This window comes from Catellatospora methionotrophica, from assembly GCF_011297335.1.
Taxonomy (GTDB): domain Bacteria; phylum Actinomycetota; class Actinomycetes; order Mycobacteriales; family Micromonosporaceae; genus Catellatospora; species Catellatospora methionotrophica.
Window position 1 is genome coordinate 194,954 of the sequence record NZ_JAAOTJ010000001.1, and the last position, 24,416, is coordinate 219,369.

General features: G+C 72.2%; 24 protein-coding genes and 1 pseudogene. 14 read left to right on the top strand and 11 right to left on the bottom strand.

Translation table 11 applies throughout. The annotated features are described in order from the left end of the window. Positions 1–122: 122 nt before the first annotated feature. On the bottom strand, positions 123–833 hold the full coding sequence (locus HAV40_RS00990; protein ID WP_166378019.1) for a DUF4184 family protein: 711 nt from the start codon (positions 831–833) through the stop codon (positions 123–125). A gap of 84 nt (positions 834–917) precedes the next feature. Here HAV40_RS00990 and HAV40_RS00995 point away from each other — a divergent pair, with 84 nt between their 5' ends. Then, positions 918–1,826: a GNAT family N-acetyltransferase gene (locus HAV40_RS00995; RefSeq protein ID WP_166378021.1), complete on the top strand. Its 909-nt coding sequence runs from the start codon at positions 918–920 to the stop codon at positions 1,824–1,826. Between the two features lie 69 nt (positions 1,827–1,895). On the opposite strand, the gene HAV40_RS01000 is transcribed toward HAV40_RS00995, so the two are convergent. The 4 genes from HAV40_RS01000 to HAV40_RS01015 all read right to left on the bottom strand — a co-directional run bounded on the left by HAV40_RS01000 (position 1,896) and on the right by HAV40_RS01015 (position 4,325). Beyond that, positions 1,896–2,663, bottom strand: coding sequence for a DUF899 domain-containing protein (locus HAV40_RS01000; protein WP_166378023.1), 768 nt, complete (start codon positions 2,661–2,663; stop codon positions 1,896–1,898). Positions 2,664–2,673: 10 nt separating this feature from the next. Continuing rightward, the gene (locus HAV40_RS01005; protein WP_166378025.1) at positions 2,674–3,048 is read right to left on the bottom strand and encodes an ArsR/SmtB family transcription factor; all 375 of its coding nucleotides are present in this window, start codon (positions 3,046–3,048) and stop codon (positions 2,674–2,676) included. Then, complete coding sequence (locus HAV40_RS01010) at positions 3,045–3,491, bottom strand: SRPBCC domain-containing protein (protein ID WP_166378027.1); 447 nt, start codon at positions 3,489–3,491, stop codon at positions 3,045–3,047. The genes HAV40_RS01005 and HAV40_RS01010 overlap by 4 nt, the downstream gene beginning before the upstream one ends. Before the next feature lie 120 nt (positions 3,492–3,611). Next, positions 3,612–4,325 carry an NRDE family protein gene (locus HAV40_RS01015; protein ID WP_166378030.1) on the bottom strand — a complete coding sequence of 238 codons (714 nt, stop codon included), beginning with the start codon at positions 4,323–4,325 and terminating at the stop codon, positions 3,612–3,614. Between the two features lie 111 nt (positions 4,326–4,436). On the opposite strand from HAV40_RS01015, the gene HAV40_RS01020 reads away from it, so the two are divergent. Next, on the top strand, positions 4,437–4,994 hold the full coding sequence (locus HAV40_RS01020) for a hypothetical protein (protein ID WP_166378032.1): 558 nt from the start codon (positions 4,437–4,439) through the stop codon (positions 4,992–4,994). 39 nt (positions 4,995–5,033) lie between these two features. Here HAV40_RS01020 and HAV40_RS01025 read toward each other — a convergent pair whose 3' ends face one another. Continuing rightward, positions 5,034–5,855 (bottom strand): class I SAM-dependent methyltransferase, encoded by an 822-nt coding sequence (locus HAV40_RS01025; RefSeq protein WP_166378034.1) that lies wholly within the window; start codon positions 5,853–5,855, stop codon positions 5,034–5,036. A gap of 70 nt (positions 5,856–5,925) precedes the next feature. Here HAV40_RS01025 and HAV40_RS01030 point away from each other — a divergent pair, with 70 nt between their 5' ends. Further along, positions 5,926–6,525, top strand: coding sequence for a TetR/AcrR family transcriptional regulator (locus HAV40_RS01030; protein ID WP_166378036.1), 600 nt, complete (start codon positions 5,926–5,928; stop codon positions 6,523–6,525). 67 nt (positions 6,526–6,592) lie between these two features. Here HAV40_RS01030 and HAV40_RS01035 read toward each other — a convergent pair whose 3' ends face one another. Next, entirely contained in the window at positions 6,593–7,252 is a 660-nt protein-coding gene (locus HAV40_RS01035; protein ID WP_409364966.1) for a dienelactone hydrolase family protein, read from the bottom strand. A gap of 138 nt (positions 7,253–7,390) precedes the next feature. Here HAV40_RS01035 and HAV40_RS01040 point away from each other — a divergent pair, with 138 nt between their 5' ends. Continuing rightward, positions 7,391–9,685, top strand: coding sequence for an isoamylase (locus tag HAV40_RS01040; RefSeq protein WP_166378041.1), 2,295 nt, complete (start codon positions 7,391–7,393; stop codon positions 9,683–9,685). A 38-nt stretch (positions 9,686–9,723) separates the two neighbouring features. Here the strand turns inward: HAV40_RS01040 and HAV40_RS01045 are convergent, their stop codons facing one another. Beyond that, the gene (locus HAV40_RS01045) at positions 9,724–10,674 is read right to left on the bottom strand and encodes an endonuclease/exonuclease/phosphatase family protein (RefSeq protein WP_239086237.1); all 951 of its coding nucleotides are present in this window, start codon (positions 10,672–10,674) and stop codon (positions 9,724–9,726) included. A gap of 263 nt (positions 10,675–10,937) precedes the next feature. Between HAV40_RS01045 and HAV40_RS01050 the strand changes: the two genes are divergently transcribed. The 10 genes and pseudogenes from HAV40_RS01050 to HAV40_RS01095 all read left to right on the top strand — a co-directional run bounded on the left by HAV40_RS01050 (position 10,938) and on the right by HAV40_RS01095 (position 20,542). Beyond that, entirely contained in the window at positions 10,938–11,939 is a 1,002-nt protein-coding gene (locus HAV40_RS01050; protein ID WP_166378043.1) for an MFS transporter, read from the top strand. A 1-nt stretch (position 11,940) separates the two neighbouring features. Then, a complete protein-coding gene (locus HAV40_RS01055; protein WP_166378046.1) occupies positions 11,941–14,226 on the top strand; it encodes a molybdopterin oxidoreductase family protein in 2,286 nt (761 codons plus the stop codon). Continuing rightward, complete coding sequence (locus tag HAV40_RS01060) at positions 14,223–14,876, top strand: 4Fe-4S dicluster domain-containing protein (RefSeq protein ID WP_166378048.1); 654 nt, start codon at positions 14,223–14,225, stop codon at positions 14,874–14,876. The genes HAV40_RS01055 and HAV40_RS01060 overlap by 4 nt, the downstream gene beginning before the upstream one ends. After that, positions 14,873–15,460 (top strand): QcrA and Rieske domain-containing protein, encoded by a 588-nt coding sequence (locus HAV40_RS01065; RefSeq protein WP_203671289.1) that lies wholly within the window; start codon positions 14,873–14,875, stop codon positions 15,458–15,460. Before HAV40_RS01060 ends, HAV40_RS01065 begins: the two co-directional genes overlap by 4 nt. Positions 15,461–15,481: 21 nt before the next feature. Continuing rightward, positions 15,482–15,784: a DUF6755 family protein gene (locus HAV40_RS01070; protein WP_166378050.1), complete on the top strand. Its 303-nt coding sequence runs from the start codon at positions 15,482–15,484 to the stop codon at positions 15,782–15,784. Further along, positions 15,781–17,010 carry an MFS transporter gene (locus tag HAV40_RS01075; protein WP_239086238.1) on the top strand — a complete coding sequence of 410 codons (1,230 nt, stop codon included), beginning with the start codon at positions 15,781–15,783 and terminating at the stop codon, positions 17,008–17,010. The genes HAV40_RS01070 and HAV40_RS01075 overlap by 4 nt, the downstream gene beginning before the upstream one ends. A gap of 141 nt (positions 17,011–17,151) precedes the next feature. Then, the gene (locus HAV40_RS01080) at positions 17,152–17,511 is read left to right on the top strand and encodes an SCP2 sterol-binding domain-containing protein (protein WP_166378055.1); all 360 of its coding nucleotides are present in this window, start codon (positions 17,152–17,154) and stop codon (positions 17,509–17,511) included. After that, positions 17,504–19,540 (top strand): annotated as a pseudogene (locus HAV40_RS01085) (amylo-alpha-1,6-glucosidase); the annotation flags it as partial. The gene HAV40_RS01080 and the pseudogene HAV40_RS01085, both read left to right, overlap by 8 nt. 176 nt (positions 19,541–19,716) lie before the next feature. Continuing rightward, entirely contained in the window at positions 19,717–20,160 is a 444-nt protein-coding gene (locus tag HAV40_RS01090; RefSeq protein ID WP_239086240.1) for a DUF6325 family protein, read from the top strand. 28 nt (positions 20,161–20,188) lie between these two features. Beyond that, a complete protein-coding gene (locus tag HAV40_RS01095) occupies positions 20,189–20,542 on the top strand; it encodes an SHOCT domain-containing protein (RefSeq protein WP_203671291.1) in 354 nt (117 codons plus the stop codon). A 117-nt stretch (positions 20,543–20,659) separates the two neighbouring features. Here HAV40_RS01095 and HAV40_RS01100 read toward each other — a convergent pair whose 3' ends face one another. The 3 genes from HAV40_RS01100 to HAV40_RS01110 form a co-directional block, all read right to left on the bottom strand. Then, complete coding sequence (locus HAV40_RS01100; RefSeq protein ID WP_166378060.1) at positions 20,660–21,862, bottom strand: cation:proton antiporter domain-containing protein; 1,203 nt, start codon at positions 21,860–21,862, stop codon at positions 20,660–20,662. A 67-nt stretch (positions 21,863–21,929) separates the two neighbouring features. After that, positions 21,930–23,030 (bottom strand): acyltransferase family protein, encoded by a 1,101-nt coding sequence (locus tag HAV40_RS01105; protein ID WP_166378062.1) that lies wholly within the window; start codon positions 23,028–23,030, stop codon positions 21,930–21,932. A 146-nt stretch (positions 23,031–23,176) separates the two neighbouring features. Next, positions 23,177–24,298 carry an alpha/beta hydrolase gene (locus tag HAV40_RS01110; RefSeq protein ID WP_166378064.1) on the bottom strand — a complete coding sequence of 374 codons (1,122 nt, stop codon included), beginning with the start codon at positions 24,296–24,298 and terminating at the stop codon, positions 23,177–23,179. Between the last annotated feature and the right edge of the window lie 118 nt (positions 24,299–24,416).

The window sequence follows — 24,416 nt, forward strand, 5'->3', positions numbered from 1 at the left end:
CGCGGCCGCACCGCTCGCGGCCTGACCCCCGTCCGAAGCGCGCGGGCGCGTCCGGGCGACGCCGGCCGCGGCTCGACCCGTCCGAAGCGTGCGGGCGCGTCCGGGCGAAGCAGGTCGCGAGGTCAGTCGCCGGTCGCGACCGCCGGTGCGGCACGCGGCGTCGCGAGCGTGACCGCCGCGGCGGCTGCCGTGACGGCGAGGGCCAGCCCGATCAGGAGGCGGGCGCCCGTGGTGTGCAGCAGGAACGCACCGGGCAGCTGTGCCGCGACGCCTGCCGCGACGGCGGTGCCCGTCGCCGCGACGGACCAGAACAGCACCGGGCGCGCCGGGCGGGCCGGTGGGTCGCCGTGCCAGGCCCGTAGCAGGCGGTGGCGGCCCACGTGCACGGCCAGCGCCAGCGCCACCAGCGCGCCGCCGATAGTCGACACGAGGTCGAGCACGGGCGCGGGTTCGGTGATCCGGTCCCAGACCAGGTGGCTCGCGGCGGCGAGCAGCGCCGACACGACGCTGACCGCGAGCGCGGGCCGGGTCGTGCCGAGCACGCCGTAGTCGCGCAGCGCCAGCGCGGCGGGCCGCCGGGGCAGGTGCGCGGCGGCCACGGCCGCCGTCCGGCGCACCAGCAGCGCCCCGGCCAGCGTCACGGGTAGGCAGAACAGGACCAGGCCCGGCCACTGGTGCGACAGCGGGAACACCGGCAGACCCGAGCCGTCCAGGGCGTACGCCAGATCGGGCGAGGCCGCCCCGACCGTCAGCGCGACGCCGTCGAACCAGCGCGGTCGCCACAGTTTAAGCGGCAGTGGCAGCGCGGCGTGCGAGGGGAATGTCAGCGGCACCGCCGCAGGCTAACTGGTCGCTCGCTGCCCTCGCCGCCTGTAAATCGATTTGTCGATCATGGTAGGCGGGGTCAGGATGGCCGGATGAGAATCCGTAACGCTGTGCCCGACGACGCTGCGGCCGTGGTCGCGCTGCGCGCCGAGGTGTATCCGTACCTGGTGCGCGGGGTCGCCTCGACGCGGCAGATGCTCGCCGACCCGCCGGACGGGGACTGGACCGCGTTCGTGGTCGAGGACGGCGGGCAGATCGTCGGCTGGACCTCGGCGTTCCGGAACATCACCACCTCCGAGGCCGACTTCGGCGAGATCTCGCTGCTGCACGTGCACCCCGACCATCGCCGCCGGGGCGCGGGCGCGCTGCTGTTCGACGCCGCCTCCCGGCACCTGGCCGCGCTCGGTGTACGCCGGGTGCGCGCCTGGGTGCAGGGCGAGTCGCTGGACTTCGCCCGTGGCCGCGGGTTCACGCCGAGCCGCGAGCTGCGCTACTCGATGCTGGAGACCCGGCTCGCGCCGCCCACGCCGGACGCGCCCGCCGGGGTCGGCGTGGTGCCGCTGTCCGGCCTGGACGAGCGGGTGCTCTACACGGCGTACGTCGCGGCCAGCGCCGACGAGCCCGGCGACGTGCCCTCCGACGCGATCTCCTTCGACACGTGGCGCTACGAGGTGTGGAACAACGTGGGCCTGGACAAGGACGCCAGCACGGCCGTGCTCGACGGCGGGCAGATCGTGGCGTTCACGCTGGTCAAGCGGGATGGGGAGCGGATGTGGTCGGACATGACCGCGACGCTGCCCGAGCACCGCGGCCGTGGCCTGGCCCGGCTTGCCAAGATCGTGGCCCTGCACCGGGCCGCCGCGGGCGGCGTGACGGCCTCGTACACGTCCAACGACGAGTCGAACGCGCCGATGCTCGCCATCAACGCGCGCCTGGGCTACCGTCCCGTCACCGTCCAGTGGTCCTGCCTGGGCACGCTGCCCGCACCCGAAGCCGCGTAGCACGACGCGGCCGCGCCGGTGATCGTTCACCGGCGCGGCCGCATCCCCCCGTTCATTCCACGACGACGGTCACCGCTGGTCGTACTCGTCGTGGCGGCGCCACCAGAAGCCGGACTCGTTGCGCCCGAGCGGCGCCCGGTCGAGCCACTGGTACATGCCCCAGAGCGCGTCCACGCCCCGCTCGTAGGTCGAGTACGTGTGGTAGACGACGCCGTCGTCCAGCACGAACGCGCTCATGCCCGGCCCCTGCTGCCGGTAGGTCGGCCAGTCCACGCCGACTGACGACGCGATCTGGTTCAGCATCGGCGGCTCCTCACCCGAGGGCGAGGGCCGTACGTCCATCGAGCGGAAGTTGTAGTCGACCGCCCCCGACTCCCACTCCTGCCTGGTGTGCGTGACGTGGAAGTCGTGGTTGAACGTGCCGCCGTACGACGACGCCCACGGGAAGCTCCAGCCCATCCGCTGGCGGTAGGCCTGCAGTTTCGCCAGCGGGGCCTGCGACACCGCGCACAGGGTCACGTCGTGGTTGGCGAGGTGGACGACCGAGCCGTCGAACCCGTCGGCGATGGCCGAGCAGGACGGGCAGCCCGCCTCGTAGTCGGGCCCGAACATGAAGTGGTACACCAGCAGCTGCGAGCGGCCCGCGAACAGCTCGGCCAGCGTCGCCCGGCCGTCGTCGGTGTCGAAGGTGTACTGCTCGTCGACGCGTACCCAGGGCAGTTCCCGCCGCCGGCGGGCCACCTCGTCGCCGCGCCGGGTCAGCTCCTTCTCCTCCGCCAGCAGCTCCAGCCGGGCCGCGAGCCATTCCTGCCTGGTGCCGGTCCTGTGATCGATCATCGTGGTCACCTCATCCGTGGTCGGTGGTGCGCTGCACTGCCTCGTCTCGTTCGGCCGCCTCGGCGATCCGCTTGATGGTCGCCAGCCGGCGGTCCCAGTCGGACGCGAGCGCCGCCATCCAGCGCGCCGTCGCGTTCAGCGCCTCGGGGCGTACCGCGTACCGGACTTCGCGCCCGGCCCGGTGCCCGCCGACCAGCCCGGCCGCGTCCAGCACGGCGAGGTGCTTGACCACGGCCTGCCGCGAGACGGGAAGGTGCTCGGCGAGCGTCGTCGCGGTCACCTCGCCCAGCGCGGCCAGCAGGTCGAGCAGCTGACGCCGGGTCGGGTCGGCCAGCGCGGCCAGCACGCCGTCGACGGGCGAGACGGCTTCGGGTTCGTCGGTCACACGGAGGATTCTTCGGCACGCGCCTTGAGCGCCTCCAGCTCCAGCGGCCAGCCGCCCGAGTTGTCCCGCACCGCACCGCTGCGCAGCTCCTCCGGGGCGGCCAGTGACGCGAACCCGCTCTCGACGACCCGGAGGCGCGTCGCGTGGCCCTCGGCTGTCAGCGTGAACTCGACCAGGGTGCTGTTGTCCTCGCGCAGCTCCTGGCCGGGGAAGGCGCTGGCCCAGCGGTACGCCAGGTAGGTCGGCGGGTCGACCTTCTCGACCCGGACCGGGAAGTCGCCGTGGTGCGGGTTCTTCGCGAGCAGGGTCTCCCCCTCCCTGGCCACGGTGCCGGGCAGGCTCGCCTTGTCGGCGACCCAGAACCCGGGCTGGGCGACCAGCTCCCAGACCCGTTCCAGGGACGCCTCGATCAGGGTCTCGCGCTCGATCCGGTCCTCGCTCATGGACTGACTCCTTCAACGCCGTCACTTGATGTGCAACTCCACAGTTGCACATCAAGCCGCCGAGGCGCAACCCATAGGTTGCACATGGTCTCCAAAAGCGGATCTTCAGTCCGGATGTGCTTAGGCGATCCGGGTGAGGGTGAGGGGGCCTGGGGCGTCGGGAACGGCGGCGAAGTCGTAGCGGACCAGGTCGGGGCCCAGCGCCAGGAGGGTGACCGAGCTGGAGCCGTAGCGCAGGTCGTCGCCGAAGGTGCGCCGCAGGATCAGGGCGCGCGGGTCGTCGCGGCCGACGCCCTGACCGGCCGCCAGGTCCGGCCACGCGCCCCAGCCGTCGGCCGGGTCCGGTCGCGGGGTGGCGCGCAGCGCTGCCAGCAGGTGCGCGGCGCGGGGTTCGGCCGGGTCGTCGCCGCTGTTGACGATCACGGTGGGCCCGGTCGGCAGGACCGTATCGGTGCGGACGTCGCCGTCCCAGCCGACCATCACCACGCCGGACAGCTCCGCGGTGATCAGGTAGAACGGGTCGAAGGCGCGCAGGTCACCCGGCACGGACTTCCCGGCCGCGGCCAGCAGCGGCAGGTCGCCCCGCGAGCGGCGGCCGTGTTCCGGGGCCAGCCGCCCGCGCCCGTTGAGCACGAACGCGGCTCGACGGGCGGCCGGGTCCACGGCCAGCCAGGTGCCCCCGGCCACCAGGTCGAGACCGCCGAGCACACCGGGGTGGCGCGGCCAGTGTGACGCGGGCGGCTCCCAAGGCCGGACCAGCAGCTCGTCGCGCACGGCGAGCACCAGTAGCGGGATCGGTGACGACGGCTCGAAACTGACGGCGACCGTACACATGATCGGCACTATATGCCCGGCCGGACGCCCCGACGGCACCGTCGCCGGAGGTCGCGACACGCCGTCTGCCGTTGCACCCGGCGGGGTGTCGGCAGCCTCTACATTGGTCACATGTGGCAGACGAGCGGGCTCACCTTCCTGGGCGCCGTGCTGGCGGCGACCTTGACCTCGCTGGTCGCCTATTTCGTCAACAGCCGGAAGATGGCCGGCGACACGCGGGCGCGCTGGGACGCGGTGCTGTTCGACAAGAGCGCCGTCCTCGCCGAGGCGGCGCGCAGCGTGCGTCACCACGCGGAGCGCTACCGCCACAGCACCGACAAGGCCGCCCGCCAGCAGCGTATCGACGACGCGCAGGAGAGGCTCCGGATCGCCATGGAGCAGTTGCGGCTCGTCGGCAACCGGCGGGTGCAGGACGCGGCGCGCAGGGTCATGCACCACGCTTACGCGGTGGCGATGCAGGGGGTCGACAACCGGGATCCACGCGCCGAGCACTACGCCGACGTCCCGCCGATCGCCCGGCTCAACGACGCGCTGCAGGAGTTCTACCGCGCCGTGCGCCAGCAGCTGCGGGCCGAGCACCCCGAGGACGTCCTGCACGACGACGACTTCGACCGGATCGCCGCCGGCTTGCAGCCGCTGGCCCCTGACCAGCGCTCTTCGGTCGTCTGATCGTCGGAGACAGGCGGCTCGCCGCGCTGCCTCCGGCTGTCAGACGGCGCGGGTGGCGGTGACGGCAAGAGTCGTGTGCGGGACGGTGACGGTCCCGCCCATCGTGTCGATCACCTTCCCGACGTCCGCCAGCACCTGCGCGAGAAGCCCGGCCGGCAGCCGGGTGAGCGCGCCGCTGGTCGCGAGCTGGTCCAGCCAACCGGACCGGGTGTAGGTCCGCGTGCGGTCGAAACGCCACTGCTCGGCCTGCCCGAACCCGCCGGCCAGCCGGATCCCGTCGGCGGCCTTCGTCAGCATCAGCTGGTATCCGTCCAGCATGGATGCGCTGGCGGCCGGCATGGTGAAGGGCGAGTCGGGCAGCGCACGCCGGAAACCCTCCTGTAGCGCGTCGCCCATCTCAGCCGGGGGCTGCATCACGTACCAGAACAGCGCCAGCCGCCCCCGCGGGCGCAGCACCCGCGCCGCCTTGGCCGCCCCCGCCACCGGGTCGACCCAGTGCCACGCCATCCCGGCGACCACGGCGTCGAACTGGCGACCGGCGGGTTCCCAGTCCTCGAAGGTCGCGACGTCGACGGCTATCCCGGTGCCGCGCGCGAACGCGGCCATCCGGGCGTCGGGTTCGACCCCGAGCACCCTGGACCCCGCTGCGCGGAACTGGCGGGCGGCGATGCCCGTGCCGCAGCCGACGTCGAGGACGTCCGGGCCGGGGCTCCCGCTGAGGATCCGCTCCACCAGGGCGTCGGGATAGCGGGGACGTGCACGGTCGTAGCGTTCGGGATCGGTGCCGAACGACTCCGCGACCTGCCGGTGCAGGTGCGGCTCCGGTGCGGACGGCGGCTGCTGTCGCGGTAGAGTGGGCATGTGCCCACACTAGTGGGCAGATGCCCACTCGACAACGGGTGAGCCGCCGACACAGCGCGAAAGGCGTGCGATGCCTACCGGGGTGGCCATTCGCGACGTACGCGAGCAGTTGTTCGACGCCGCCGACCGGATCCTGCTGCGGGACGGGCCGAGCGCGCTGACCAGCCGGGCGCTCACCGCCGAGGCCGGGTGCGCCAAGGGCGTGCTGCACCGGCACTTCGACGACTTCGACGACTTCCTCGCCCAATACGTGCTCGACCGCGTCGACCAGATGGCGCCACAGGCCGCCGCGCTGCGGGAACTCGCGGGAACGGCGACGGTCGGCGGCAACCTCACCGATGCGCTGAGCGCGGTGTTCCAGTCGGTCGCGGTGGCGATCGTCGCCCTGCTCACCTTCCGGGACGAGTTGCGCGCCCGGCTGCGGCAGAAGTGGCCGGCAGGCATCCCGGTGCTGACCGAGGCGGCGATCATGATCGGCTCATACCTGCGGGCGGAGCAGGACGTGGGCCGGATCGCCCGCGGCGCCGACCCCGACACGCTGGCGGCCGTGCTCATCGGCTCCGCGCATCTGCTCTACGCCGACCGCACAGGCGCCTCGCCGGAAACCGACGCCGTTCGCAGGCTCGTGGACGGCATTCTCGCACCGGTGACCGCCGGGGGACGCCCCTGAGGCTCGGGCTGAGACGTGGGCGATCCTGCCCGCCTCGTCGCACTCGGAGGATTGCGTACGACGTCGGTCAGCGCACGTGGTGGGCGAGCCAGTCGCGGGCCAGGACGGCGGCCTGCTGCAGGGTGCCGGGCTCCTGGAACAGGTGGGTCGCGCCGGGCACGATCTCGATGACGTGCTCGCAGGTCAGCTGCGCGGCCGCGTGCCGGTTGAGGTCGAGCACGGCGTGGTCGAGGCCGCCGACGATGAGCAGGGTCGGCGCGCGTACCGCGGCGAGGTGACCGCCGGCCAGGTCGGGGCGTCCGCCGCGCGAGACGACCGCGGCGACGTCGGCGTCGGCGTTCGACGCGGCCCACAGCGCGGCGGCCGCGCCGGTGCTGGCCCCGAACAGGCCGACCGGCAGGCCCCGCGCCTCGGGGCGGGCCCGCAGCCAGGCCAGCACCTGGCCGAGCCGCCCGGCGAGCAGCCCGATGTCGAACACGTTGCCGCGGTCGTTCTCCTCGGCCTCGTTCAGCAGGTCGAACAGGAGCGTGCCGAGGCCCGCGTCGCGTAGCAGGGTCGCGACGTACTGGTTGCGCGGGCTGTGCCGGCTGCTGCCGCTGCCGTGTACGAACACGACGACGCCGGTCGCCTTCGGGGGTATCGCCAGGTGGGCCGCCAGCGCGGCGCCGTTCACGGGGATGACCACTTCGGCCGCTGTTCCGTCGGCCGCGGACCGCACGTCCTCCACGCCTCCATCCTCGCTCGCCCGGCGGCGTGCCGCTCGGGTTGGCGCATCTTTACGGGCCTGAAACTTGCACGTAACCTGAGTCACACTTTGCAAGAAATTTCAGCGCCGGGCACCACCCCCGTTCCGGGAAGGAAGACCATGCGTCGCCTCTGGAGGTCCGTGCTCGCCGCCGCGCTGGTGGCCGCCGGGTTGTCCCTCGTCTCCCCCACCACCCCGGCCCAGGCCGGGATCGACACGCTGAGCCTGGGCGGCCGCTACTCCGGCGGCAATGTGAACTTCCGGGTGTACTCGTCGCGGGCGACCCGCATCGCGGTGTACGTCTACGCAGCGCCGACCGGCGCTCAGGAGAAGGCGTCCTACCTGCTCACCAAGGGCAGCGGGGACGTCTGGGCGGTCACCGTCGGCGTCGCCGCGCTGCAGGCCGCGGGCGTGACCGGCACCGTCTACTACGGATACCGGGCGTGGGGCCCGAACTGGCCCTACAGCGCGAGCTGGACGAAGGGGTCGACGGCCGGGTTCGCCGCCGACGTGGACGCCGTCGGCAACCGGTTCAACCCCAACAAGCTGCTGCTGGACCCGTACGCCCGAGAGATGAGCCACGACACCGCGCTGCCCGACGGGGCGGTGAGCGACTACTCGTCGGGCCCGGCCAAGCGGGCCGTGGACACCGGCACGATCGCACCCAAGGGCATCGTGCTGGCCGCCGACAGCACGAGTGTCGGCACGAAGCCGACCAGGGCCTTCAAGGACGACATCGTGTACGAGGTGCACCTGCGCGGCCTGACCAGGGCGGACACCTCGATCGCGGCCGCCGAGCGCGGCACCTACAAGGCGGCCGGGCAGAAGGCGGCGTACCTGGCGTCGCTCGGTGTCACGGCGGTGGAGTTCCTGCCGCTGCAGGAGACCCAGAACGACGCCAACGACGCGAGCCCGGCCAGCACCACGGGCGACAACTACTGGGGGTACATGACGGAGAACTACTTCGCCCCGGACCGGCGCTACGCCTACGACAGGACGCCGGGCGGGCCGACGAGGGAGTTCAAGGCCATGGTGAAGGCGTTCCACGACGCCGGGATCAAGGTGCTCGTCGACGTCGTCTACAACCACACCGCCGAGGGTGGCGCGATCAGCGACAAGAACACGTACCACATCTTCTCCTGGCGCGGGCTGGACAACCCGGCGTACTACTCGCTGACCTCCGACATGCAGGGCTCGATGGACAACACCGGGCTCGGGCACAACTTCAACACCCGCAACCCGGCCGCGCAGAACCTGATCGTCGACTCCATCGCGTACTGGAAGAACACCCTCGGCGTCGACGGCTACCGCTTCGACCTGGCCTCGGTGCTGGGCAACACCTGCCAGCACGGGTGCTTCAGCTACAGCCGCACCGACGCGGGCACCGCGCTCAACCGGCTGACCGCCGAGATGCCGGCCCGCCCGGCGGGCGGTGGCGCGGGCGTGGACTGGATCGCCGAGCCGTGGGCCATCGGCGCGGGCACCTACCAGGTCGGCAACTTCCCGGCGGCGTGGTCGGAGTGGAACGGGATCTACCGCGACACGCTGCGCCGCGACCAGAACAAGCTGGGCGTGGACGCGGTCACCCCGAGCGAGCTGGCCACCCGCTTCGCCGGGTCGTCGGACCTGTACGGCGACGACGGCCGCAGGCCGTGGCACTCGGTCAACTTCATGGTGGCCCACGACGGGTTCACCCAGCGGGACCTGTACGCGTGCAACGCCAAGAACAACGGGCAGGCCTGGCCGTACGGGCCGTCGGACGGGGGCAGCGACGACAACATCTCCTGGGATCAGGGCGGCGTCGCGGCCGACCAGCGCAAGGCGGCCCGCAACGCGTTCGCGTTCCTGATGCTGTCGGGCGGCACGCCGATGATGACCGGCGGCGATGAGACGCTGCGGTCGGTCGGCTGCAACAACAACCCGTACAACCTGGACTCGTCGGCGAACTGGCTGGACTGGTCGCTGACCACGGACGAGACGAACTTCAGGACGTACACGTCGCGGCTGGCCGCGTTCCGCAAGGCGCATCCGGCGCTGCGGCCGGTGAACTTCTACACCGCCGCCGACGGCAACGCCAACGGCCTGGGGCAGCTGGAGTGGTTCACGCCGGCCGGGGCCGCGCCGGACGGGGCGTACTGGGGCAACGCGAACAACCACGCGCTGGCCTGGCGGATCGACGGCACGGAGTTCGGCGACAGCGGGTTGTACACCGCGTACAACGGCTGGTCCGGGGACGTGGTCTTCACGCTGCCCGCGCCGCCCGCCGGCAAGCAGTGGTACCGGGTCACCGACACCGCGCCGTGGGCCGAGGGCGCGAACCAGGTCGCAGCGCCGGGCGGGGAGGCGCTCATCGGCGGGGCCGGGACCGCGTACACCCTGCGTGGCCGTGCCGTGTTGCTGCTCATCGCGAAGTGAGCACGGGCCGGGCCTGTCGGCGGCAGGCCCGGCCCGCCCTAGCTGGCCGGGAACGCGAACGATGAGGTCACGGCCCGGTGGTCGGTGCCCGGCGTGCGCAGCACACCGGCGTCGGTGGCGTCGAGGCCCCGGTAGAGGACCTGGTCAGGGCGCAGCACCGGCAGCGCCGACGGCCAGGTGAGGCCGAACCCCCAGCCCGCGTCGGCCTGGGCGTCGCGTAGCAGCGCCGACAGCGGGGCGAAGGCCCGGTCCTCGGCGGAGGTGTTCAGGTCGCCGAGGACCAGCACCCGCTGCGCGTCGTCGGCGCGTACCGCGTCGGCCAGGGCCTGGATGTTGCGGTCGCGGCTGGCGGTCTCGTTGATGCGGGCCGAGCGCAGGTGCGCGACATAGACCGTGACGTCGCCCTGCGGCGTGTCGACGACCGCCCGCAGCCCCCGGATCCAGTTCGTGCGGCTGTCGAGGCTGCTCACCTGCCCGATCGGGTGCTTGCTGAGCAGCCCGACCGTGCTCTTGATCGCGTGGTAGGGGTACGTCTCGCGCAGCCGCTCGGCGGCCGCGGCGACCGCGCCGTCGGTCGACTCCTGCAGCGCGATCAGGTCGGGCCCGTCGGCGGCGAGGGCCGTGACGGTGGCGGCCGGGTCAGGGTTGTCGGCGAACAGGTTCTGCGAGACGACGCGCAGTTCGGCGGGCCCGCCCTGGGGCGGCAGCAGCGCGCTGCCGTACTGGGCCGCCCAGACGGCGGCGGGCAGCGCGACGGCCAGCAGCGCGGCGCGGGAGCGGGCGGCCAGGGCGGCCAGCGCCAGCACGGGTACGGCCAGCCCGAACAGCGGCACGACCGAGTCGAGCAGGCTGCCGAAGCTGTAGACGTTGGGCACGAGGCGGTGCCCGGCCAGCACCACGGCCAGCCCGAGCGCGGCGAGCACGACGACGGCCGCCCGCCAGCGGGGCCGGGAGGTGCGGGTGCGGGGAGCCGCCAGCTGTGTCGTCACTGTGCGTACGCTACCGGCGGTGCGCCCGGATTCCCGTGCCGCCGTTGGAATCTTCCGTGTGACAAGAATCCACGCCCGATTAACGTTGCCTTAACACTGCTCACGGTATGCAGGTAGTCGAAAGCCGCTGTCGCGGCACCCCAGGACCGGGCGCGGCCACGCGAAAACTGGATCACTCAGCGTGATCTCAGATCGCGGCATCTGTGACAGTAAGTCCCATAAACCTCATACGGTGGATATGCCGGTTACATAGCATCGGCTGTATGAGGCCCGTGCTCGTCGGCATCGTCACCGCCCTGGTGCTCAGTGCGGCGATCTTCCTCGGCAGCAGGGGCCTGCACAACTTCGACTCGGCGCTGGCCCCGTACGCCATCGCCAGCGTGTTCCTCGCCTTCGGCATCGCCTACCGCTACACGGTGTGGATCTCCTCCCCCGGCGCGCGGCGGCTGTTCCGCAAGGGCTGGGGCGCGGCGCTGTCCTGGCAGAACCTGCGCCGCACGCCGACCGCGCTGCCCCGCATGATCGCGACCTACCTCGGCTTCCAGAAGTTCCTCGGCGCGCGCTCGCGGGCCCGCTGGGCCGCCCATCAGCTGATCTTCTGGGGCTGCCTGCTGGCCGCCGCGATCACCTTTCCGCTGACCTGGGGCTGGTTCACCTTCACGGCGAACACCGGGGCCGGGCCGCAGTACACCATGAACATCTGGGGCTTTCCGGTGGTGGGGTTCAACGCCCTGTCGGTGCTCGGCTGGCTGCTGTTCCACGGCCTCGACATCGCCGCCGTGCTGGTCATCGCGGGTGCCACGTACTTCCTGATCCGGCGCATGCGCGACCGGGAGGCGAGCACCGGCCAGCGTTTCGGCTACGACCTGGTGCCGCTGCTCGCGCTGATCATCATCTCGGTGACCGGGCTGCTGCTGACGTTCTCCAGCGTCGCGCTGCACGGCGGCGGCTACGAGTTCCTGGCCGTGCTGCACATGGCCGCCGTGGTGCTCACGCTGCTGTACCTGCCGTTCGGCAAGTTCTTCCACATCGCCCAGCGCCCCGCGGCGGTCGGCATGCAGCTGTTCAAGTACACCGAGCACGGGGAGATCCGGCGCTGCCGCAACTGCGGCGAGCCCATCGACACCACGGCGTACGTCGACAACCTGCGGGCCACCATGCGCGACCTGAAGCTGGACTTCGACGCCATGGCCGAGGTCTGCCCGCGATGCAAGCGGCTGCGGCGCGGCCAGGCCTACCGCACCACCGTGAAGCCGGGGTTCTGACATGACCATCCCCCTCGACCCGAACATCACCCCGCCGGGCACCGGCCGGTTCCGCGACGCGGGCGGGCTGCCGGCCGACCGCTGGCGGGCCATCCGGGGCGAGGAGACGCTGGTCGCCACGCACTGCTGCTTCTGCGGCGTGCAGTGCGGCATGTACCTGCGCGTGCACGACGGCAAGGTGTTCGGTGTCGAGCCGCGCGACCACGACATCAACCGGATGCGGCTGTGCCCGAAGGGCCTGAACGCGTACCAGCAGGTCAACCACCCGGACCGGCTGACCGCGCCGCTGTATCGCCAGAGCCGCGCCGACGACCTGCGCCCGGTCTCCTGGGAGCAGGCCCTGGACACCACCGCCGAGCACATCCAGCGCATCCAGGCCGAGTACGGCCGGGACGCGTTCGGGATGCTGGGCGGGGCGAGCCTGTTCACCGAGAAGACGTACCTGGTGGGCAAGTTCGCGCGGGTGGCGCTGCGGACCCGACACGTGGACTACAACGGGCGGCTGTGCATGGTCAGCGCGGCCGGGGCCAACAAGCTGTCGTTCGGCATCGACCGGGCCGCGAACCCGTTCGCGGACTGCCTGCTCAGCGACTGCCTGCTGATCGCCGGGTCCAACGTCGGCGAGTGCTTCCCGGTGATGACCCAGTACCTGTGGGGCGCGCGCGACCGGGGCGCGAAGCTGATCGTGATCGACCCGCGCGAGACGAGCATCGCCCGCACCGCCGACATCCACGTCGCGCTGCGGCCGGGCACCGACGCCGCGTTCTTCAACGCGGTGCTGCACGTGGTGATCACAGAAGGCCTGACGGACGAGGCGTTCATCGCCGAGCACACGACCGGCTGGGACGAGGTCCGGACGGCGGCCGCCGAGTGCCCGCCGGAGCGCGCCGCCGAGATCTGCTGCATCCCGGTCGAGCAGGTCACGCAGGTGGCGCGGATGTTCGCGACGGCCGGCAAGGCGATGGCCTGGCACGCGCGCGGCATCGAGCACCACACCCAGGGTGTCGAGAACTGCCTCACTGTGATCAACCTGTGCGTGGCCACCGGCAACCTCGGCAAGCCCGGCGCGGGGTACGGCACCATCACCGGGCAGGGCAACGGGCAGGGCGGGCGCGAGCACGGCCAGAAGTCGGACATGCTGCCCGGCGGTCGCAACATCAGCGACCCCGTGCACCGCATGCAGGTCGCCGACATCTGGGGCATCGACGTCGAGGACCTGCCGCAGGCGGGCACCTCGATGATGGAGATGGTGCACCAGATGCGCCGCGGCGAGATCCGCGGCCTGTTCGGCATGTGCAACAACCCGTTCGTGTCGCTGCCGAACTACACCGTGGTCAAGGAGGGCTACGACGCCCTGGAGTTCCACGCCCAATGCGACTTCTTCCTGTCCGAGACCGCCGCCAACGCGCACCTGGTGCTGCCGGTGACCAGCTGGGCCGAGGACGACGGGGTGATGGCCAACGCCGAGGCGCGCGTGGTGCGCCACCGCAAGGCCCAGGAGCCGCTGCCGGGCGTACGCACCGACACGTGGGTGCTGTGCGAGCTGGCCCGGCGACTGGGCGCCGGGGACAAGTTCGCGTTCGCGGACTCCGAGCAGGTGTTCGAGGAGCTGCGGATCGCCTCGCGAGGCACGGTCAACGACTACTACGGCATCACGTACGCCCGGCTCGACGAGACCGGCGGCATCGCGTGGCCGTGCCCGACGCTGGACCATCCGGGCACGCCGCGGCTGTTCGAGGGCGGGAAGACGTACCACGCCGACGGCAGGGTGCACCTGCAGGCGGTGCGCTGGCATCCGCCCGCCGACCCGTACGACGACACGTACCCGATGACGCTGACCACGGGCCGGACGGTGGCGCACTTCCTGTCGGGCAATCAGACGCGGCGGCTCGGCGGGCTGGTCGAGCAGACGCCCCGGCCGTGGGTGGAGGTGCACCCGTCGCACGGGTTCGCCAACGGCGACGCGGTCACCGTGGTCACCCGGCGCGGCGCGGCGACGTTCCCGGCGCTGGTCACCGAGGCGATCCGGCCCGACACGGTGTTCGTGCCGTACCACTGGCCGTATCCGGTGGCCGCCAACGAGCTGACCATCGACGCCCTCGACCCGCGCTCGAAGATCCCCGAGTACAAGGTGTGCGCCTGCCGGATCGAGCCGGCCGACGCGGTCACGGCGGTGCCCGCGCCGCCGATGCCGCCGGGGCGCGAACCGTACGCCGACACCCAGCGCTCGCGCGGCGAACCGCTGCCACCCACCTCGTCGCAGGGAAGGGGCACGTCAGAGCCATGATGGGACGCACCATCGTGATCGACCCGGGCCGCTGTATCGGCTGCCAGGCCTGCGTGTCGGCGTGCCGGGAGTGCGACTCGCACCGCGGCAAGTCGATGATCCACCTGGACTATCTGGACCAGGGCGCCAGCGTCGCGTCCAGCCCGACGGTGTGCATGCACTGCGAGGACCCGGTCGCGCCGTGCGCGCAGGTGTGCCCGGCCGAGGCCATCCTGGTCACCCCGGACGGGGTCGTGCACGACGCGGACAAGAGCCGCTGCATCGGCTGCGGCAACTGCGTCAGCGCCTGCCCGATGGGCGTACCGAAGATCGACCTGGAGGCGAAGCTCCAGTTCAAGTGCAACCTGTGCTACGACCGCACGTCGTACGGCCTGGCCCCGATGTGCGCGACCGTCTGCCCGACCGGGTCGATCTTCTACGGCACCCTCGAAGAGCTGCGCACCGAGCGGCCCGGCGTGGAGGTGGCCAGCACGTTCGACTTCGACGGGTCGATCATCTCGACGGGCGTGGCGATGGTGGTGCCCCGGGGACGCCCCGTGGACGAGCCGCTGCCCGGCGGGGCCGGGGAGCACGCCCGCGTCACGGGCAGCCCGCAACCGGCCGGGCACCTGGAGCCGTCCGCGGACAACGTGCTGGGGGACCCGCTGTGAGCGCCGAGCCGCGCAGCAGGGAGCGGGAGGCGGGCACCGGACACCTCGACGGGCCGCACGGGCACACCGAACAGGAGGTCGCGGCGCTGCGGGAGCGCATCGCAGCGGACTCGCTGACCAGCCGCCGGGACTACCTGCGCCTGGCCGTGACGATGTCCGGCGGCCTGGCGGCGGGCGGTGTCGCGGTCGCGGCGGGCATCTTCCACCGGCACGGCGAGGGGGCCGCGCCGCCGAAGCTGGTCGCCGAGCAGCTGCCGCCCGGCCAGTCGGTGGCGTTCACCTACCCCGGCGAGGAGGACCGGGCCGTGGCGCTGCGGATGGCCGACGGGACGCTGGTCGCGTACTCCTCGATCTGCACGCATCTGGCCTGCGGGGTGCTGTGGCGGGCCGACCGGGGCGAGCAGGGCGAGCTGTACTGCCCGTGCCACGAGGGCGTGTTCGACCCGCGTTCGGGCGCGGTGACGGCGGGGCCGCCGCCCCGGCCGCTGCCGCGGGTGCTGTTGGAGGAGCGCGACGGCGGCATCTGGGCGGTGGGCACGCTGCAATCCGGTGAGCAGCTACCCGGCCGACCGCGCGATCGCTGACGTACACCGTGAGGAGCAGGCATGACGCAGGCGCGATACCCCGAGATCAAACCCACCAGCGGGTACGGTGACCCGCGCATCCGCAGCACCGGACCTGGACCGGGCGCGGGCGGCGAGACGGACCCGGAACGGTCCTCGATGCTGTCCGGGCGGCTGGCGCTGGTGCTGTCCATCCTGGTCGGCCAGCTCTGGGCGATCGGCGTCGGCCTGAACGCGTGGATGCAGGGCCAGACCAGGACCGCCTGGTGGGCGGCGGCGTTCGGGGTGGCCTCGTTCGGCGTCGCGCTGTGGGCGTGGCGGCTCGGCGAACGGCACGACCGGTGAGCGCCCCGGCCGTCGCCGTGCGGGTGCCGCGCGGGGCGTACACCAACCTGATCCTCGCCGCGCTGGGCTTCCTGCTCACCGCATGGGCGTGGGGCCTGATCAGTCCCCTCTCGGCGTACTACAAGTCTCACCTCGGGCTGTCCTCGGTGCAGCAGTCGGTCCTGGTCGCGGTGCCGGTGCTGGTCGGCTCGCTGGGCCGGATCCCGGTCGGCGCGCTGACCGACGTGCTAGGCGCGCGCAGGATGCTGCCCGCGATCGCGTTCCTGACCATCGTCCCGGTGCTGCTGCTGACCGTGGCCCGGGACTCGTACCCGGCGATGCTGGTCGTCGGCTTCCTGCTGGGCATCGGCGGCACCCCGTTCGCGGCGGCGATCCCGCACGGCAACGGCTGGTTCCCGCCGACCAAGCGCGGCATGGCGCTGGGCGTCATCGGCATGGGCATGGGCGGCACCGCGATCGCCGCGCTGCTGACCAAGCCGATGCGGGAGATCGGCCCGAACGCGCAGTTCTACCTGTGCGCGGCGGTGCTGGCGGTGTACGGCGTCGTCGCCTGGCTGGTGCTGCGCGACCCGCCGGGGCGCACGGTGCCCGCCGAACCGTTCTCGCGCCGTTTCACCGACGCCGCCCGCCAGCCGATGACCTGGCCGCTGTCGGGCCTGTACGCGGTCACCTTCGGCGGTTACGTGTCGTTCGCCGTCTACCTGGTCACCTACCTGCAGAGCCAGTACGGCCTGGAGCAGGGCGACGCCTCGCTCAAAGCGGCCGGGTTCACCCTCGTCGCGGTGCTGTTCCGTCCGCCGGGAGGCTGGCTGTCCGACCGGGTGGGGGCGGCGAAGGTGCTGTCGGTGTGCCTGGCGGTGCTGGCCGTGATGGCGGCCTGGCAGGCGTTCGCGCCGCCGCTGTACCCGTGGGCGACGTTCACCTTCCTGGTGATGGCGGCCATGCTCGGTGCGGGCGCGGGCGCGGTGTTCTCGCTGCTGGCGCAGGTGATGCCCGGCCCGAAGGTGGGCGCGGTGACGGGCATCGTCGGCGCGGTCGGCGGGCTCGGCGGATTCGTTCCGCCCCTGGTCATGGGCGCGGTGTACGGGGCCACCGGCTCGTACACCATCGGCCTGCTGCTGCTGGCACTCGTCGCGCTGGGCGCGCTGGCCTATACCTGGTCCCAGCGCAACCGGCGACCGGCCGTGGACGCCTCCCCCGCTCCACCGCTGCCTAAAACGCGATAAAAGCACTCGAAACGCGCAGCGCCGGTAGGCTCAGGACACCTACTCGACGGGTCCGCGCGGCACCGCCGCGACCTGATCGGACCGTGCCGGATGCTGCCGCACCGCACACCTGGGACCCGCCCTCTCAAGGAGATGGTGCACATGCCCACGGCGACCGACCAGTTCTTCGCCGACCTCGCCCAGCGCGGCGAAGAACCGTTACTGCGCAGCAGCTCAGGCAACATCCGATTCGAGATCGGCGAGAAAGGCAGCAGCGAGCGTTGGTTCGTCGCGGTCGATCACGGCAGGTTCGCGGTGTCGCGGCACAACCAGAAGGCCGACTGCGCGATCTCGGCCGACGCCGACGTGTTCGCCGACATCGTCACCGGCAAGGACAACGCGTTCGCCGCGCTGCTGCGCGGCGCTCTGGAAGCCGACGGCGACCTGGAGCTGCTGCAGCTGTTCCAGCGCGTGTTCCGCGGGCCGATCCGCAGCACCCACCCGGCGGCCGACCATGGCTGAGCAGGTCCGCATCCTCAACGGCAACACGTTCGTCGTCAGCGACGACCGGGGCGACATCGAGGCGTCCCGCACCGACCCGTCCGGGCTGTTCGCCTGGGACACCCGCTTCCTGTCGACGTGGGTGCTCACCGTCGACGGCCACCGCCTGGGCACCCTGTCCGTCGACGACCTGCAGTACTTCGAGACCAGGTTCTTCCTCGCCCCCGGCGGCGGCACGGTCTACGTCGACGCGAAGCTGTCGGTGATGCGCCAGCGCACGGTCACCGAGGGGTTCCGGGAACGGCTCGCGGTGCTCAACCACGGCGAGCAGGCCGTCGAGCTGACCATCCACATGGAGGCCGCCAGCGACTTCTCCGACCTGTTCGACGTCAAGAACGACGAGGGCAAGAAGGGCGAGCTGTATCACGAGGTCGGCCGGGACCGGCTGACCTTCGGCTACCGGCGCGACACGTTCCACCGGGCCACCGAGATCACCTCGGAGCCGCGCGCGAAGATGGACGAGCACGGGCTCACGTACAGGATCCGGGTCGAGCCGCAGGAGAGCTGGACCTGCGAGCTGCGGGTGACGCCGCTGCTGATCGGCCGGGGCGGCAAGCGGACCCGGCTCGGCGGCCCGCAGGTGGCCGAGGACATGGGCGCCGACCTTGACCGGTGGCTCGACGGCGCACCCCAGCTGGAGTGCGAGTGGGGGCCGCTGCGGCGCACCTACCGGCGCAGCCTGATCGACCTGGCCGCGCTGCGCTTCTCGCCGCTGACCTCGGCCGGGCGCAGCCTGCCCGCGGCGGGACTGCCCTGGTTCATGACCATGTTCGGCCGGGACAGCATCTTCACCAGCCTGCAGGCGCTGCCGTTCGCGCCCGAGCTGGCCGCGACCACGCTGCGGGAGCTGGCCGCGCGCCAGGGCAGCCGGTTCGACGACTTCCGCGACGAGGACCCCGGCCGGATCCTGCACGAGATCCGCTACGGCGAGTCGGCGGCGTTCCAGGAGCAGCCGCACAGCCCGTACTACGGCAACGCCGACGCCACCGCCCTGTTCGTGGTGCTGCTCGACGAGTACGAGCGCTGGACCGGCGACAAGGCACTGGTACGCGACCTGGAGCTGGAGGCCCGCGCCGCGCTGCGCTGGGTCGACGAGTACGCCGACCTGCTCGGTAACGGCTACGTCTGGTACCAGCGGCGCAACGAGAAGTCGGGCCTGGAGAACCAGTGCTGGAAGGACTCCTGGGACTCCATCTCCTACCGCGACGGCACCCTGCCCGGCTTCCCGCGCGCCACCTGCGAGCTGCAGGGCTACGCCTACGACGCCCGCATGCGCGGGGCGCGGCTGGCCCGGCTGATCTGGAAGGACCCCGACTACGCGAACAAGCTGGAGAAGCAGGCCGCCGACCTCAAGCGCCGGTTCAACCGCGACTACTGGGTCGCCGACGGCGAGTACTACGCCCTCGCGCTGGACGCCGAGGGCAAGCAGGTCGACGTGCTGACCTCGAACATCGGGCACCTGCTGTGGAGCGGCATCGTGCCGCAGTCGCGGGCCCGCGCGGTCGCCCGCCACCTGCTGGGGCCCCGGCTGTTCTCCGGCTGGGGCGTGCGCACCCTGGCCCTGGGCGAGAAGCGCTACAACCCGATCGGCTACCACGTCGGCACGGTATGGCCGTTCGACTGCTCGTTCATCGCCTGGGGCCTGCGCCGGTACGGCTTCAAGAAGGAGGCGGCGCAGATCGCGGCCGGCATCCTCGACGCGGCCGAGTACTTCGACGGGCGGCTGCCGGAGGCGTTCGGCGGCTACCCGCGCGAGGAGACCAAGTACCCGGTGCAGTATCCGACCGCGTGCAGCCCGCAGGCCTGGTCGACCGGCGCTCCCCTGCTGCTGCTGCGGACCATGCTGGGCCTGCAGCCGCTGGAGGACAGCCTGGTGGTCGACGCGGCGCTGCCGGTGGGCATCGGCCAGATCGAGCTGCTGGGCATCCCCGGCCGCTGGGGCCGGGTCGACGCGTTCGGCCGGGGCCTGCTGCACACCGACCGCCAGGGCCGGGGGCGTCCCGAGCTCGGCACCGCCGCCGCCAAGCGCAAGAGGTCACCGGCGTCGGTATGACCACGCGGGGCCGCCGCCTCGCCGATTCACGCTCGCCGCCACCCCGCCCGTGCCTACGATGCAGGCACGGGCGCGGGCGGGCGGTCACCACGCTTGCTGGGAGGAAGAACCACATGAGCCAGAACGACGACGTGAGCGAGTTCGAGGAGATGGGCCCGGTCGACTACGTGGTGATCGAGTTCCCCGGCAACCACATGACCGGCGAGGGCATCCCGCTGCTGCTGGACCTCGTGGACCGGGGTGTGATCCGCATCCTCGACCTGGCCTTCATCCGCAAGGACGCCGACGGCACCGTCACCGCCGTGAAGATCGAGGACATGGACGCCACCGGCGCCCGCGAGTTCGCGGTGTTCCAGGGCGCGTCGTCCGGGCTGCTGGACCCCGACGACCTAGCCGAGGCCGCCGGTGCCATCGCGCCGGGCAACTCCGCCGGGCTGATCGTCTACGAGAACTCCTGGGCGGCTCCGCTGGCACGGGCCTGGCGGCGCGGCGGCGCGCAGCTGGTCGCCGGCGGCCGGATCCCGGTGCAGGCGCTGCTGGCCGCGACCGGCGGGTGACCCGAACAGCGAGACGGGGGATATGATCATGGGATTGCTTCGAGGAGTGGCGCGCACGGCCGTGGTGGCCGGGACGGCAACGGCGGTATCCAACCGCGTGTCACGGCGGCAGGCGGGCCGCTGGGCGACGCAGCAGGACGAGCAGGCCGCCCAGCAGCAGGCGTACGCCGACCAGGCCGCCTACCAGCAACAACAGCAGGCGTACCAGCAGCAGCTGGCACAGCAGCAGGCGAATCAGCCACAGGCCGCGCCACAGGCGCCCGCCGGGGGCGGCATGGACGCGAAGCTCACGCAGCTGAAGACCCTTGCCGACCTCAAGGCGTCCGGCGTCCTCACCGACGCCGAATTCGAACAGCAGAAAGCCGCCATCCTGGCCTCCTGACCGCCGTCGTTGATCGTCCGACTTGCCGAGCAGTTGTGCGTATCCTGACGCCCAGGTGCCAGGCAGATCGGACGATCTTGCACCACGCCGGTCCGGGTCCGTGTCCGGCGCGGCCGATCACGGGTTCGGTGGCGGGCTGCTCCAGCGTTCGGCGATCGGGATCGCCGACAGGCCATGGGCCAGCACGCTCAGCAGCACCGTGGCCATGATCAGGCTCACCACCAGTTGCGCCGCGGCACCGGTCAGCTGCTGTACGCCGATCAACGCGAAGATCACGCTGGGCAGCCCGCGCGGCCCGAGCCAGGACAGCAGCCACACCTCGCGCGGGCGGCGGCGCAACCCGACCAGGCTCAGCGCGACCGGCAGCATCCGCACGACGGTGAGACTGAGCACGGCGTAGAGCAGGACGCGCCAGTCCCCGAGATCGGCCAGCGAGTGCGGGATCAGGGACCCGAATGCGAACCAGACCCCGGCCGACAGCAGCGCCACCACGTCGTGCGAGGTCTGCAGGCGCTGCTCGGGCAGGTCCCGGTCGACGGCCCGGACGGTCAGGCCCGCGACGAACGCCGCCACGATGCCGTTGCCGTGCAGCACGTGGGCCGCCTCGAAGGCCAGCACCCCGATCGCCAGGTAGGCCAGCCGTTCGGCGCGCGCCGCGCTCCAGTCCCGGCCGCGGGCCCACCGCAGCAACCCGCCGCCGCCCGCGCCCACGGCCAGGCCCACCCCCAGTGCGAGCACGAGTTCGACGACGGTGTGCCCGAGCACCGCGCCGGGGGTGCGCGGCGTTCCGACGGCGGCGGCCGCCGCGGCGAAGAACACCACCAGCGGGGCGGCCAAGCCGTCGTTGAGGCCGCTCTCGACGGTCACCGCGGTACGCAGGTCGGGCGGGATGCGCTCGTGGCGTACGAGCTCGGTGGCCAGGCTCGCGTCCGTGGCGGTCAGCGCCGCCGCGACCAGGGCGATGACCCATACGCCCACCTGGGGGAACAGCGCGGTGCCGGCGAGCTGACCGGCGAGCACGGTGAGCGGGAAGCCGATCAGGAGCAGGCGTAGCGGCAGGTGGCCGGCCGAGCGCAGGCGACGCAGGCTGATCTCCGTGGCGTCGGTGAACAGGATCAGAGCCAGTGCCAGCTGCAGCAGCTGCTGCACGCCCGACGACGCCACGTCCAGGTGCACCGGCGCATCGTCGCCGCCCGCCAGCAGCAGGCCGGCCAGCAGCAGCGCGACCGGGACGGTGACGCTGAAGCGCGCCGCGCGGGCGGACACCGCCGCCCACGCGATCAGCACGACGGCCAGGCCGATCAGCCCGTACACGCGCACCACGCGACGGCAGCGACCGATTCGCCCCGGAACATCACTTATTCATTGTGGCAGCCCGGCACGGGCGTCAGTGCCGGGCGACCGGGATCTCCATGGTCACGTCGGACGGGCCGGACTCCGCGCGGGGCGGCACGACGACCGCGGCGCGGCGGCCGAGATCCTTGAACCGCAGCGCGGGCTTCTCGACGGCGAACCAGCTCGCCGCCGCGAACGGCACGACCGCGACCAGGGTCGCCGCGACGTACCCGACCACGCCCCAGGCGGTGGCCCCGGCCATCGCGAGCAGTTGCTGCAACGGGAACGCGTAGATGTAGACGCCGTACGAGATGTCGTTGCGCCGCCCGACCTTGTGCAGCGGCAGGCGGCCACCCAGGTACATGGTGAGGTAGCCCAGCGGCAGCGCCGCGAACGCCTTCACGGTGCCGGTCGCCCACAGCACACCGAGCACCCCGGTCGCGAGCACGGCCAGCCACCACACCGAGGGGATCACGTCGGCGTACCGCTTGAGCACCGCCCCGGCCAGGAAGAAGCCCCCGAGGCGGAAGCTCATCGCCACGATGCCGGGCACGTGGAAGTCGGTGAACTCGAACGCGGCAGTGCCTGCGGCCAGCACGGCGAACACGGCCAGGGTCACCCAGCGCTCGCGGCGCGCGTACCCGAACGACAGCAGCACCCCGACGCCGACGTAGCAGGCGAACTCGTACATCAGCGTCCACAGCGACAGGTTCCAGGTCGCGTCGTAGGGCGCGCTCACCAGCGTGTGCTGAATCTTCTGCTGGACCTCGACCAGGGTCGCGTTGGCGAACACGTAGCGCACCGCCGACACCGGGTCCCAGGCCGCACCCGCGTCGAAGGCCAGCGACATCGGCGCGAGCACGAACGCCGTGACGATCAGCGCCGCCCAGTAGGCCGGGTAGATGCGCACGACCCGGTTCCACAGGAACTGCCGCATGTCCAGCCGCAGCCTGCTGCCGGTGATCAGCCAGCCGGAGACGGCGAAGAACCCGGCCACCGCCCAGCCGCCGATCTCCAGGTCGCCCCACTTGTACGGCTCGCGCCACCCGGCCACCTGCGGCGCGTGCGACACGATCACCGCGGCGGCGAACAGCAGCCGCAGGGCGTTGAGGGAGTTTCGGCGCGGGTCGATCGCGGCGGACAGTGGCGTCACGGACGCAGACTCTAACGTGCGGGCTCTGGCCCACGCCATCGGCCGTGCGCCGCCGACGACACCGTCCGACACGGTCCGGGGCCGCCTCGTCCGGTGTCCTCACCAGGGCCGATGCCGTTGCCACGAGCCATGTTCGGTGCCACGGCTCACGGTCCGAGGCGACGGGAACCCGTCACTGCGTCGAGCTTCCAGCGCAGATCTAGGCGGCAGCCGGGCGCGGCCGCGAACTGGGCGACGCCCTGCAGGTGCGCCCCGGCGAAGAACTCCTGCTGCGGGGTCAGGTCCACCTGCGGCGGCATCAGGTCGGCCCCGACGCGGGTGCGGCCCAGCGGCACCGGCAGGTGCGTGGACAGGAACAGCGCGACCAGGTCGGCCATCGCGCCGCCGAGCTGCGGGCAGGGGCCGCGCAGGTCGGTGCCGACGTCCTGCGGGCGCAGGTAGTCGAAGTGCTCGCCCTGGTAGACGGCCGCGTAGCGGGGCTGGGGCAGGCCGTCCCAGATCTTCGTGGTGCCGTCCAGGTCCTCGAAGATCTGGCCGCCGCCGCTGCCGCCGACCGCCCAGGCGAAGAACGTCGGCGCGCCGATCCCGGTGAGCACCGTCGCCCGGTCGTTGAGTTCGGCGTACGGCGCGCCGAGGCTGACGAACGCGGCGAAGTCGGGATTGGCCGCCATCACCCGCGCACCGAGCAGCCCGCCGTAGGAGTGCCCGATGACGGCGGTCGAGACCGCGCGGTCGTCGATCCAGCGCCGGTGCTCCCACTGGGTCCGCACCCAGGCCAGGTCGGCGGCGGCCGCGGTGATCGCCGGATCGTCGCCGCCCTGCGACAACTGTGCCGGGTGGCTCGGCACCACGACGGCGTACCCGCAGCGGGCCAGCACGGCCGCGAACCGCTCCCACCGCACGTGGTACCGGGTGAGGCTCACGCCCTTGGGCGGCTGGCCGTGCAGCAGCAGCACCACCGGCCAGCGGGTCAGGCACAGCTTGAGCATCGGCGCACCGGCGGTCGCACCGCCGTAGGTCGGGTAGTACACCCGCAGGTCGCGCGGGGTGCCGTGGACGGCGCTGGTCAGGTCGTGCACGCCCCAGAACATCGGGCGGCCGATGTCGGGATTCCAGGTGACGCCGCCCGACTCGGCCGGGTCCTCGGGGCAGCTGTCCGCCGCGGCCTCGATCGCCTCCTTGCAACCGGGCAGCAGTGCCAGGGCGGCGAGCGCGCCGAACCCCGCCAGCATCCGTCGCCGGGTCGGCCCGGCCGCAGTGTCGGTCATCGGTCGAGCATGCGGCGGCGGCCGCGCCCGTACTGTGCGGTGGGCGACTGCCGCCGGTTCGGCTTCCCGACAGTCAGCCCGCCATCGGGTGACTTACCGGGCAGCTCGGATGATCGGC